The following is an 11,797-nucleotide window of genomic DNA, read 5'->3' on the forward strand; positions in this document are numbered from 1 at the left end:
CGCGCGAAGCGCCGGTCGCTCACAACATCACAGTTCGGTTATGGCACCCTGGTGCCGTGGACCGGGTGAAGCAAGACGCGCAGGGCGAAGGTCGGCGGTCTCAGTACTCCGCATCCGCCCGTCGTTCGGCGCGCCCGCAGCCCCGCACCTCCGATGTCCCGCGCACCGGCCAGTACCGGCCGACGCCGCCGCCGTCGCAACGCCTGGACGAAGATCGCTACCGGCCCGGTACCCGCCGGACCAGCGCCCAGCCGCTCAGCGCGTCCTGGAAGCCGCACGAGCCCGCCGCGAAGGCCGCCGACCGCAAGAGCAAGAGCAAGAGCAGCGGCGGCATCGGCCGGTTCGCCAAGACCTACGGCTGGCGGGTGTACGCGCTGCCGATCCTGGTGGTGATCACCGCGCTGGTGGTGTTCAACACCGCCACCGGCCCGCCGGAGCCGATCGCCTCCGACGGGACGAGCCTCGCTTCGGCCGACGGTTCCGCCGGCAACGGCGGTGAGCCGGGCTCGGGCGTCGACGGGGGCGGCGACGTTCTTCCCGAAAATCCGGCCAAACCGGTCGATCTCAAGATCCCGACCGCGGACCTGCCCAAGGGTGGCAACTTCACCGAGTCCGGGAAGGGCACCTATCACGTGGTGCCGGGATCCGGCGAGAAGGTGGGCACGGGGCAGCTGTTCACCTACACGGTCGAGGTCGAGGACGGCATCGATTCGGCGAGCTACGCCGGCGACGACAGCTTCGCCACGATGGTGCAGGACACCCTTTCCAATCCCAAGAGCTGGACCTGGGACGGCAAGAAGGCGCTCCAGCGGGTCGACGCGAGTTTCCCGAACCCCACCTTTCGCGTGAGTCTCACCACACCGAACACGACGCACCGCGCGGACGTCTGCATGTTCCAGATCACCTACGAGACCTCGTGTTACCGAGCGAGCTTCGACAAGCGCGTGGTGATCAACCTCGCCCGCTGGGTACGCGGCGCGATGGCGTTCCAGGGTGACATGACCGGGTATCGCCAATACGCCATCAACCACGAGGTCGGCCACGCCCTCGGCGGCAAGCACGTCGGTTGCCCGGTGGACGGCGGAATCGCGCCGGTGATGATGCAGCAGACGTTCGGCGTCTCCAACGACTTCGTGGCGCAGCTGAACAATCTCCCTGGCGGTGACCGCGGCAAGGTGCCCGCGGACGGCAAGGTCTGCAAACCGGGCTCCTGGCCGAACCAGACACCCTAGTCCCGCCATCCCATCTGCTGGAATTTCCCAGGATCTGAAACAGGGGAAGTCGTTTCCGCCTGTCGTTGTTGTAGATACTGGGATGCGACCCGCGATCCACGCGAGATGGAGGACCCGATGTCAGGCACGCTGCCGCCGCTCGTAGAGCCGGCCGCCGAGCTCACCAAGGAAGAGGTGGCCCGGTACAGCCGTCACCTGATCATCCCGGACGTCGGGGTGACCGGGCAGAAGCGGTTGAAGAACGCCAAGGTGCTGGTCATCGGCGCCGGTGGCCTCGGCAGCCCCGCGCTGCTGTATCTGGCCGCGGCCGGTGTCGGCACGCTCGGCATCGTCGACTTCGACGAGGTCGACGAATCGAATCTGCACCGCCAGGTCATCCACGGCCAGTCCGACATCGGCAAGCTCAAGGCCGCGTCGGCACAGGAGACGATCGCCGAGATCAACCCGTTCGTGAAGGTGCACCTGCACACCGACCGGCTCGAGTCGTCGAACGCGCTCGAACTGTTCGAGCAGTACGACCTGATCCTCGACGGCACCGACAACTTCGCGACGCGGTACCTGGTCAACGACGCCGCCGTGCTCACCGGCAAGCCCTACGTGTGGGGCTCGATCTACCGGTTCGAGGGCCAGGCGAGCGTGTTCTGGGAGGACGCGCCGAACGGCAAGGGCCTCAACTACCGCGACCTCTACCCCGAGCCGCCGCCGCCCGGCATGGTCCCGTCGTGCGCCGAGGGTGGCGTGCTGGGTGTGCTGTGTGCGTCGATCGGTTCGATCATGGTCAACGAGGCGATCAAGCTGATCACCGGCATCGGCGAGCCGCTGCTGGGCAGGCTCGTCAGCTACGACGCGCTCGAGATGAAGTACCGCGAGGTCAAGATCCGCAAGGATCCGGAGACCCCGAAGATCACCGAGCTCATCGACTACGAAGCGTTCTGTGGTGTTGTGTCCGACGAAGCCGCTTCGGCCGCTTCGGGCCACACGATCACTCCGGCGGAGCTCAAGGCCAAGTTCGACAAGGGGGAGAACTTCGCCCTCATCGACGTCCGCGAGCCGCACGAGTACGAGATCGTGAGCATCAAGGGCGCGACGCTGATCCCGAAGGACAAGATCCTCTCGGGCGAGGCGCTGTCGGAATTGCCGCAGGACAAGCCGATCGTGCTGCACTGCAAGTCCGGTGCGCGTTCGGCGGAGGCGCTGGCGGCACTGCACAAGGCCGGGTTCAAGGACGCGACCCACCTCGGTGGCGGCGTGCTGGCCTGGGCGCGGCAGATCGACCAGAGCCTGCCGACCTACTGAGGCTCCGGTTCCTTGCTGCTGTCGTGACGTTTCGGGCCGTGAAGGCCTCCTTGAGGGAATCAGAGTCCCTCAAGGAGGCCTTCACGGCCCCGCCGTGGCCAGGCGATAGCAAAGGTCCCTTGCTCCCGCTCAGCCGCCGAAGCCGATCGAGCCGCCGGTGAAGATCGCCCGCACGAATCGCGCGTATCCCGCGGGTACGTCGGTCCGGTGCCCGCCGCTCGCCTTGGGCAGCGCCGCCATGATCTCGGCGTCGGTCAGCGGATGCGTCTTCGCGGCCAGGTCCCGCAGTTCCGACGGCTTCCAGTTGTGGTTGCCCGCGAGGTGCAGTGACACCGCACCGCGTCGCTGGATGAACTCGATCCGGTCGGCGTTCTGGCGCAGGAACTCGCCTTCGCCGACCTGAGTGCACGTCGCGTTCTCAAACCGCCAGTCCGTCTTCACCGACGTCTCGCAGCTCTCGACGGCGTCGGTCACGAAGGTCCACACGGGCGAGACCCACAGCATGGGGCTGTACTCGAGAATCAGCGTGCCGGAGTCTTCGGTCGCCTTGCCCGGAAGGCGTTGTGCGCCGAGATCGGCCGCGAGGGTGCGTTCGTGCGGGATGCCGGTCGAGGCCAGCCGTCGGGCGGCGGTGTCTTCGGGGAGCGCGGCGGGGACGGCGATGCCGCCTGCCACCAGTGCCACGCCGAGGATCGCGGCGCCGGTCCGCACGCGCCAGTCTCCGACGAACAGGCCCGCGACGATCGTCACCGGTAGTCCGAGGAACGGCACCGCCACCCACTCGGCGGGCTCGAAGGCTTCCGCCACTTCCACCACGAAGATCGCGCCGAGAACACCGGAAATCCCGACGACGAACGCCCACGCCAGCCTCGGCCACGGCCGCACCGTCAGGGGCGAGACGTTCCGCGCGGCGAAACCGGCCAGGTACGCCGTCGCGATCGACACGATCGGGACGGGCAACGCCAGCCAGGGAACGTGCAGGAAAGCGGCGAGCACGAGCAGCCAGCCGACGGTGATCGCGCCGAGGGTGCCCAGCAGCCACAACGATCCGAGCTGGAGGGCGACGAGCTGTCCATCGGTGAGCCGACCCTGGGCCGTTCGGGGGACCATGGCCGAAGAATGGCAGGTCAGAGTGATGTTGTCTTGAGTATCGCTACTCAAGTGACCAGCGCGTCTTCTCGTTAGTGGCGCGGAAGACGAGGTAACGTCCCGTGCCGTGCGTGCCACCCTAGAAAGCCCTCCGGAACACGTCTGTTCGGCGTTCGGCGGACGTGACGGTGACGCGGAGCCGCTGCCGGGCACCACCGCCTGGCGCTACGGCGATCTCGTCCTGAAGCCGGTCGTGGACAAGTCGCGGACCCTGTGGACGGCCCGGGCGCTGGAAGCCGTGAACGAGCCCGGGCTGCGGGTCGCGAAGCCGGTCCGGTCCAGCGACGGCCGGTGGGTGGTCGGTGGCTGGTCGGCGAACCGGTTCGTGTCCGGGACGGCCGAGCACCGGTACGACGAGGTCGTGCACGCGGCGATCAAACTGCACCGTGCGACGGCGGGGTTGCCGCGACCGGATTTCCTGGGACGCCGCACCGACATCGAGGCACTGGCCGACAAACTCGCCTGGGGCGAAGCGGATGTGCCGCTCGATGAGAACAAGGGCGGCCGCTGGTTCGAGGTACTGGCCGGTTCCCGAAGACCGATCAAGCTGCCGGACCAGGTCGTCCACGGGGAGCTGCTCGCCGGGGTGCTGTTCGACGGTGACGAGGCGCCCGGGATCGTCGATTTCGTTCCGTACTACCGGCCCGGTGAATGGGGTGCCGCGATCGTCGCGGTCGACGCGCTCGCCTGGGGTGGCGCCACCATCGAACTCCTCGAACGCTGGGCGCATCTCCCGCAATGGCCCCAACTTCTCCTGCGGGCCGTCCTCTTCCGCTTGGCCGCCAACGCCCTCGACCCTCGGTCGACGCGAGCGGCGCACGACGGGCTCCGCGCCGCGGCCCGCGATGTGAGCGCTGTGCTGTAAGTCCGTGAAGGCCTCCTTCCCTGCTTTCAGCGTAGGGAAGGAGGCCTTCACGGACCGGCCTACTCGGTCCGCAGGCTTTCCAGCCGCGCGGCCGAGCGCACCGACGGGAACGCCGACGCGGTCACCACGAGGACCACCGCGACAGCGGCGGCGGCGAGAGCGCCCACACCCGCCCAGTCCACGACCAGCGGATTCGTCAGCAGGCGGGTGGCCAGCGCGGCGATGCCGACCCCGGTCGCGACCGCGACCACCACCCCGAGCAGCAGCGGAATCCCGTTCTGCCACAACAGGGACCGCATCACGACGCGGACCGGCACCCCGGTCGCGGCCAGCGCCGAAATGGCCCGGCGCCGCTCCCGCACCTGTTCCTGGGCGAGCACCAGAAGGCTCACCCCGGCCAGCAGGAGGATCAGCAGCGCGCCGGCGAACAGGCCGTCACGGACGTCGCCGAACATCCTGGCCTCGTCCGTCAGCTTCTTCCCGTCCATGGTGATCACCTGCGCGCGCCAGGCGAAGGGGGCGATGGCGTTGCGGACCCTTTCGATGAAGTCCGGGTCCGCGGCCGACGGCCGCAGGGACCCGCTGGCCCCGGCCCCGGTCAGGTCGATGCCCGCCGCTGCGGCGGGAGTCAGCAGGAGCTGCGCGCCCGGGTCGAAGGCGGAGCCGTCCGGCTGGACCGCGGCCGGCTTCGGGGCGGCCGGAAAGGTCCAGCGCTGTTCCCGTTTCGCGTCGTCGACCAACGTCACCGTCTGTCCACTGTGGAATTTGGCGCCCCGTTGCCCGTCGGCCAAGGTGAAGATATCGCCGTCGGCGCACGCCGGTGTCTCCGCCAAGGCCCGGATCGTGGCGCAGTCCGCGACGCCCACGATGACGCCGGGGTCGTTGACGAGCAGGGTCCGGAGCGACCGGAAGTCCTGTGCGCCCGGGATCTCCCGCACCGCGGCCAGCACCTTGTCCGCGGGCGCGCCATAGGAGTTGACCTGGATGGTGTCGCTCGGTGAAGCGGGACGCGAGGCATAGAACGCTGCCTGCCCGGCCAGCAAGGACTGCAGTGCGATCGCCCCGGCCACCACGACGCAGAGCCCCGCGACGACACGGGAAGGTGTCCCGCTGTCGGACTGCAACCGCCGGATGGCGAGCTGGAACGCGGGCGGCCCGCCCCGGATCCGCGAGACCGCGCGGTCCAGTAGCCACGGCAGCAGCGCCGGGATGCCGACCAGCAGCGACAACGCGCCCGCCATCATCGCGGCACGGGCGAGCTCGCTTCCGATGGCGTAGTCCGGGACCAGCAGGGCGATACCCGCGACGACGAGCAGGAGCCGCCACCACAATCGCCGGCGGACCGGTGACGCCTCGCGGACCGTGCCGAGCGGTTCGACGATCGTGTGGCGCTGCGCGGCCAGTGTCGTCACCACGGTCAGCGCCGGGACGACCAGCGCGATCAGGACCACCAGCGGCCACGACGGCGTCAGATCGGCGGGGAAGATCCCGAAGCGGAACACCTGCAGATCCGCGACCCGGTCGCGCAGGAGCAGGAACAGCCCGGCCCCGGCGAGCAGGCCGGTCGCCGCGCTCACCAGCGTTTCGGCCGCGGCCACCCGCCGGACCTGCCAGGCTGTCGCGCCCGCCAGCCGGAGCGCGGCGAGCCGCCGGTCCCGTTCCGCGCCGCCGACACGGGAACTCGTGCCGATGAAGATGAACACCGGCGTGAGCAGGGCGACGATCCCGATCAGCAGCACCACCAGGACGCCGACGGGGAGCGGTTCGCTCGGTCCGGTGCCGCCGAAGGCGTAGATGGGGTTTCCCGGTAAGGACCCGTCCATACCCAGGTAGGCGGTCAGGTCACGCGGGTTCTGCAAGGCCTCGACCTTGATGAGCCCGGCCGGTTCGCCCGCGAACCGCGGCCGCAGGAGCTCCCCGGCGTCCGAGTCGAGCAGTTCCTTCAGCCGGGGCGAAACGACGACCTCGCCCGGCGCGGGAATCCGGTCGAGCCCCGGCGGCACCGGTGAGTCCGGTCCGGTCGCGTGCACGTACCTGAGCCCGATCGGCTCGCCGCGGAACTCGGTCGTCCGCTCCGTGAAGGTCAACGGGGAGACACCGGACGTCACCTGAAAGTTCGCGTAGGCGGCGTTCTCGCGCTGTTGCCTGCTTTCGTAGGCGTTGCCCACCGACGCGGCGACCAGCAGGATCGCCACCGCGAGCCCGATCCCGACGGTGCCGAGCACCAGCCTGACGATCGAGCCCCGGCCGCCCCCGACGGCCAGCCGGAACCCCAGCGTCAGATCTTCCCACCGGCTCATCGGGTCACCGCCGGTTCGCGGGTCTTGCCGTCCCGCACGATGACCTCCCGGTCGGAATACGCCGCCACCCGCGGTTCGTGGGTGACCAGGACGACGGCGGCGTTCGTCTGCTTCGCGGTCTCCGAAAGCAGCCTCATCAGCAGCTCGCCGCTGAGAGAGTCCAGTGCGCCGGTCGGTTCGTCGGCGAAGATCACCGACGGTTCGGTGATCAGTGCCCTGGCCATGGCGACCCGCTGGCCCTGCCCGCCCGACACCCGGCCGGGCGGATTACCCGCGACGTCGCCGACCTCGAGCCTGCCTAGCCAGGTTTCGGCGAGCCGTTCCGCCGGACGGCGTTTCATCCCGCCGAGCCGCAGCGGCAACGCGACGTTCTCCAGGCAGGTCAGCTCGGGGACGAGCTGGCCGAACTGGAAGACGAAGCCGAATTCGGTGCGCCGCAGAGCGCTGCGTTCGGCGTCGGACATGGCCGACAGCGCGCGGCCGCGGAACAGCACCTGCCCCTCGTCCGGGCGGATGATGCCGGACAGGCAGTGCAGCAGGGTCGATTTGCCGGATCCCGACGGCCCCATGACGGCGACGATCTCGCCTTGCGCCAGTTCGAGCCCGGCCCCGGCCAGTGCCTGGTCAGGGCCGAATGCCTTATGCAGGCCCAGGCCTTGTAACAACGATGTTTCCACTGGAAGTCCCCCGGATTGTGGGCGGCTCAGCGCCCGAGCTGGCGCGCGAGATCATCGAGACGGGCGGCCGTGAGTTCCAGCCACCGCAGATCCGCTTCGAGATGGAACAGCGCGTGATCGCAGATGAGCTGGTCGGCGAGGTCGCCGGTGGTCTTGCGTGCGGTGAGCTCGCGCATGACGCGGAGGTGGGAACCGCGCTGGGCGTCGAGCAGGTCCTGGGCGCCACGGCCGGACATCAGCGCGAGCACCACCTTGGTGTAGAGCGTGTTCTGCAGGTAGACGGAGGGATTTTCCGGGCTTTTCAGCCATTCCTCGACGTTGCTGACCCCGGCGTCGGTGATGGCGTACCGCTTCCGGTCCGGCCCACCGCCCGCTTCGACGCCGTTCTCTTCCACCAGCCCGTTTTTCAGGAGCCGGTTCAGCGTCGAATAGACCTGCCCGTAGTGCAGTGGGCGGTCTTGCCGGAACTGTTTGTCGTAGAGCTGTTTGAGGTCGTAGCCGTGCTTGGGGCCGGCTTCCAGCAGACCGAGCAGGGTGTTCCCGATGGACATGCGGTGACTATACACAGGGTGTATACGCCGGGTCTATACATCGTGTGTATAGCTCTCGACCTGCTGCCCTGACCTCACGGTGTGACCTTCGCCGTCGGCAGGCAATGTCAAACGCCTGAAACATTCAGGAGTTTTCAGGTAACACGGCCTACCTACCTTCAAGCGCAATCGACGCCTTAGGAGGTGCCCGTGCCGCTCGCCGCCCCCACCACGACCGCGGTGGACACGCACTGCCCGTACTGCGCCCTGCAGTGCGGGATGAGCCTCGACGGCGCCCGCGTCGCCCCGCGCGACTTCCCGGTCAACGCCGGTGGTCTGTGCCAGAAGGGCTGGACGTCGGGAGAACTGCTCACCTCGCCTTCCCGGCTGACCACGCCGCTGATCAGGGTCGACGGCGAGCTCCGGCCCGCGAGCTGGGAGCAGGCGCTCGACCTCGTCGCACGACGGCTCACCGAGATCCGCGCGGCCAAGGGAGCCGATTCGGTCGCCGTCTTCGGCGGCGGCGGGCTCACCAACGAAAAGGCCTACCTGCTGGGGAAGTTCGCCCGGGTCGCGCTGGGCACCTCGCAGATCGACTACAACGGCCGGTTCTGCATGTCCTCGGCGGCCGCCGCCGGGATCAAGGCGTTCGGCGCCGACCGCGGGATGCCGTTTCCGGTCACCGACCTAGCCGGCGCCGACGCCGTCCTGCTGATCGGCGCGAACCCGGCCGAGACGATGCCGCCGTTCACCCAGCACCTGCGCGGCGCGGATCTGATCGTCGTCGACCCGCGCCGGACCGCGACCGCCGAACTGGCCGGGCTGCACCTCGCGCCCGCGCCGGGTACCGACCTCGCGCTCGCGCAAGGGATTCTGCACGCCGTCGTCGCCGACGGGCTGCTGAACCAGTCCTATGTGGACGAGCGCACGAACGGCTTCGAAGAGCTGTGGCGCTCGGTCGCGGCATGGTGGCCGGAGCGCGTCGAGCAGATCACCGGCGTCTCTGCGGCCGACCAGCGCAGGGTCGCCGCCAAACTCGCCGCCGCCCGCAACGCCTACATCCTCACCGCGCGCGGCACCGAACAGCACGCCAACGGCACCGCGATGGTCAACGCGTGGATCAACCTGGCGCTCGCGCTCGGCCTTCCCGGCCGGGCGGGGTCCGGATTCGGCTGCCTGACCGGCCAGGGCAATGGACAGGGCGGACGCGAACACGGCCAGAAGGCCGACCAGCTGCCCGGCTACCGCAAGATCGACGACCCCGCCGCGCGCGAGTACGTCGCCGGGGTCTGGGGCGTGCCCGCGGAATCCCTGCCGGGGCCGGGCCGTTCGGCGGTCGAACTGCTCGAAGCGCTGGGCACCGAAGACGGACCGAGCGCGCTGATGGTGTTCGGCAGCAACGTCGTCGTCTCGGCGCCCGGCGCCGGACGCGTCCAGGACAAGGTGTCCTCTTTGGACTTCCTGGTCGTCTCGGACCTCGTGCTGTCGGAGACCGCGGCGATGGCCGACGTCGTCCTGCCGGTCACCCAGTGGGCCGAGGAGGACGGCACGATGACCAACCTCGAAGGCCGGATCCTGTTGCGCCGCAAGGCGATCGATCCGCCGTCCGGAGCGAGGACCGATCTCTCCGTGCTTTCGGAACTGGCCAAGCGCCTCGGCCAGCCCGACGGGCGCTTTCCCGCCGACGCGGAGACCGTCTTCACCGAACTCCGTCAGGCGTCCAAAGGCGGCGTCGCCGACTACTTCGGCGTCACCTACGACCGGCTCCGTGACGGCGAAGCGCTGTACTGGCCGGTTCCGGCGGAAACGCATCCCGGTACGCCGCGGATGTTCCTCGACTCTTTCGCCCACCCGGACGGCCGCGCGCGGTTCGTGCCGGTGGACCACGTCGGCCCGGCCGAGCTGCCCGACGACGAATTCCCCTTGCAGGCCACCACGGGCCGGGTCCTGCAGCACTACCAGTCCGGGGCGCAGACCCGGCTGGTCAAGGAGCTGAACGACGTCGTAGCGGAGGCCTTCGTGGAAGTTCATCCGGACACCGCCGCCCGGGCGGGACTGGCCGAGGGCGACCTCGCGGTCGTGCGGTCGCGGCGCGGGGAGACCCACGCCCGGATCCGCTGCGTCGCGTCGCTGCGCCCGGATCTGGTGTTCCTGCCGTTCCACTTCCCCGGCGAGGGCCGGGCGAACCTGCTGACCAACCCGGCGCTCGACCCGACCAGCCGGATGCCCGAGTTCAAGGTGTGCGCGGTCGCGCTCGCCCCGGCCGAGGCGGTCGCGTGAGCGCCCGGTCGGTGGTCATCGCCGGATACGGGATGGCGGGCGCGCGGCTGGCCGACGACATCCGCCGCCGCGATCCCGACGGTGAACGCGTCCGGCTCACCGTCGTCGGCGCGGAGACCCACACCGCCTACAACCGGGTGCTGCTCTCGTCGGTGGTCGCCGGGACCATGCGGCCCGAGGTCGTCCGGCTCCACGACGACGATTGGCCCGCCCGCACCGGGGCCGACCTGCGGCGCGGGGTCGCCGCGACGTCGATCGACCGGGCGGCGCGGCGGGTGCACCTCGACGACGGGTCCACTGTGGACTACGACGCACTCGTGCTCGCCACCGGCGCGAACCCGTGGATGCCGCCGGTCGAAGGGCTCGAACCCGGCCCTGACGTCGTCGCGTTCCGCACCCTCGACGACTGCGCCCGCATCCTCGACGCCGCCAAACTGGGCGCCCCGGTCGCCGTGCTCGGTGGCGGCCTGCTCGGCCTGGAAGCGGCGCGCGGCCTCGCGGGGCGCGGAAACCTCGTCACCGTCGTGCATCCGATGCCGCACATCATGGAACGTCAGCTGGACGCGGAAGCCGCGCGGGTGCTGACCAGGAAACTCGAAGAACTCGGTGTCGGGTTCCGGCTCGGCGTCGGTGCCGCGCGGTATGTCAGTGGCGACGGGCTCAAACTCGACGATGGCACGCACGTGCCCGCCGATCTCATCGTCGTCTCCACCGGGGTCCGGCCCGAGACGAAACTGGCCGTGGACGCCGGATTGACCGTCGAAGGCGGCATCGTCGTCGACGATCTGCTGCGGACCAGCGACGGCCGGATCCACGCGATCGGTGACTGCGCGAAGCACCCCGGAGCGTTCGGCGGACTCGTGCAGCCGGCGTGGGAACAGGCCGCCGTCGTCGCGGATCTGGTCACCGGAACGAAATCCGCGTCGCGCTACCGCGGCACCCAGCCGGTGACCCGGCTCAAGGCGCGCGGGATCGACCTCACCGCCCTCGGCGAGACGATGACCGGCGCGGACGATCCGACCGCCGAAGTCCTCACCTTCAGCGACCCGGCGGGCTGCCGCTACGGCAAGCTCGTCCTCCGGGAAAATCGCGTGGCAGGCGCGATCCTGCTCGGCCTTCCCGACGCGGCCGCGACGATCACGCAGTTCTACGACCGGGGCACCCCGGTGCCGGAAGACCGGCTCGCCGTCCTTTTGGGACGCGCGCTGCCCGCCGGGGCGCCGTCGGCGTCGAGCCCGGCCGATCTGCCCGCGTCGGCGGTCATCTGCCGCTGCAACGCGGTGACCAAGGGACGGCTCGTCGAGGCTTGGCGCGCCGGCGCCACCGACGTGCCCGCCCTCGCCGGAGCGACCCGCGCGACGACCGGCTGCGGCGGCTGCAAGGACGCCGTCAGCGGGGTCGCGAGATGGCTGGCCGCGCAGTGATCCGGCTGAAGGAAACCCGAACGACGTCCACCAAGAAGGAGGCC

Annotated in this window: 9 protein-coding genes; 5 read left to right on the plus strand and 4 right to left on the minus strand. The window is 69.8% G+C overall.

Translation table 11 applies throughout. The annotated features are described in order from the left end of the window. Positions 1-56: 56 nt before the first annotated feature. A complete protein-coding gene (locus ACZ7KI_RS37425) occupies positions 57-1,232 on the plus strand; it encodes a DUF3152 domain-containing protein (protein WP_470277738.1) in 1,176 nt (391 codons plus the stop codon). A 117-nt stretch (positions 1,233-1,349) separates the two neighbouring features. Beyond that, positions 1,350-2,528, plus strand: coding sequence for an adenylyltransferase/sulfurtransferase MoeZ (gene moeZ, locus ACZ7KI_RS37430; protein ID WP_470277739.1), 1,179 nt, complete (start codon positions 1,350-1,352; stop codon positions 2,526-2,528). A gap of 129 nt (positions 2,529-2,657) precedes the next feature. Here moeZ and ACZ7KI_RS37435 read toward each other — a convergent pair whose 3' ends face one another. Next, a complete protein-coding gene (locus tag ACZ7KI_RS37435) occupies positions 2,658-3,638 on the minus strand; it encodes a hypothetical protein (RefSeq protein WP_470277740.1) in 981 nt (326 codons plus the stop codon). Positions 3,639-3,744: 106 nt separating this feature from the next. Between ACZ7KI_RS37435 and ACZ7KI_RS37440 the strand changes: the two genes are divergently transcribed. After that, complete coding sequence (locus tag ACZ7KI_RS37440; protein WP_470277742.1) at positions 3,745-4,542, plus strand: TIGR02569 family protein; 798 nt, start codon at positions 3,745-3,747, stop codon at positions 4,540-4,542. A 59-nt stretch (positions 4,543-4,601) separates the two neighbouring features. Here the strand turns inward: ACZ7KI_RS37440 and ACZ7KI_RS37445 are convergent, their stop codons facing one another. From ACZ7KI_RS37445 to ACZ7KI_RS37455, 3 genes are read right to left on the minus strand one after another with little or no spacing between them, the layout of a single operon-like run. Further along, entirely contained in the window at positions 4,602-6,842 is a 2,241-nt protein-coding gene (locus tag ACZ7KI_RS37445) for an FtsX-like permease family protein (RefSeq protein WP_470277743.1), read from the minus strand. Next, positions 6,839-7,519, minus strand: a complete 681-nt coding sequence (locus ACZ7KI_RS37450) for an ABC transporter ATP-binding protein (protein ID WP_470277744.1) — start codon at positions 7,517-7,519, stop codon at positions 6,839-6,841. The genes ACZ7KI_RS37445 and ACZ7KI_RS37450 overlap by 4 nt, the downstream gene beginning before the upstream one ends. A 26-nt stretch (positions 7,520-7,545) precedes the next feature. Then, a complete protein-coding gene (locus ACZ7KI_RS37455; protein WP_465504813.1) occupies positions 7,546-8,070 on the minus strand; it encodes a PadR family transcriptional regulator in 525 nt (174 codons plus the stop codon). Positions 8,071-8,259: 189 nt separating this feature from the next. On the opposite strand from ACZ7KI_RS37455, the gene ACZ7KI_RS37460 reads away from it, so the two are divergent. Both ACZ7KI_RS37460 and ACZ7KI_RS37465 read left to right on the plus strand, forming a co-directional pair. Next, positions 8,260-10,329 (plus strand): molybdopterin oxidoreductase family protein, encoded by a 2,070-nt coding sequence (locus ACZ7KI_RS37460; RefSeq protein WP_470277745.1) that lies wholly within the window; start codon positions 8,260-8,262, stop codon positions 10,327-10,329. Continuing rightward, complete coding sequence (locus ACZ7KI_RS37465; protein ID WP_470277746.1) at positions 10,326-11,753, plus strand: FAD-dependent oxidoreductase; 1,428 nt, start codon at positions 10,326-10,328, stop codon at positions 11,751-11,753. The genes ACZ7KI_RS37460 and ACZ7KI_RS37465 overlap by 4 nt, the downstream gene beginning before the upstream one ends. The last annotated feature ends 44 nt before the right edge of the window (positions 11,754-11,797 follow it).

This window comes from Amycolatopsis sp. NPDC039088 (assembly GCF_055598845.1).

Coding starts and splice junctions, on each gene's coding strand:
- ACZ7KI_RS37455 (WP_465504813.1), bottom strand. CDS start 8,070: ATGTCCATCGGGAACACCCTGCTCGGTCTGCTGGAAGCCGGCCCCAAG.
- ACZ7KI_RS37435 (WP_470277740.1), bottom strand. CDS start 3,638: ATGGTCCCCCGAACGGCCCAGGGTCGGCTCACCGATGGACAGCTCGTC.
- moeZ (WP_470277739.1), top strand. CDS start 1,350: ATGTCAGGCACGCTGCCGCCGCTCGTAGAGCCGGCCGCCGAGCTCACC.
- ACZ7KI_RS37445 (WP_470277743.1), bottom strand. CDS start 6,842: ATGAGCCGGTGGGAAGATCTGACGCTGGGGTTCCGGCTGGCCGTCGGG.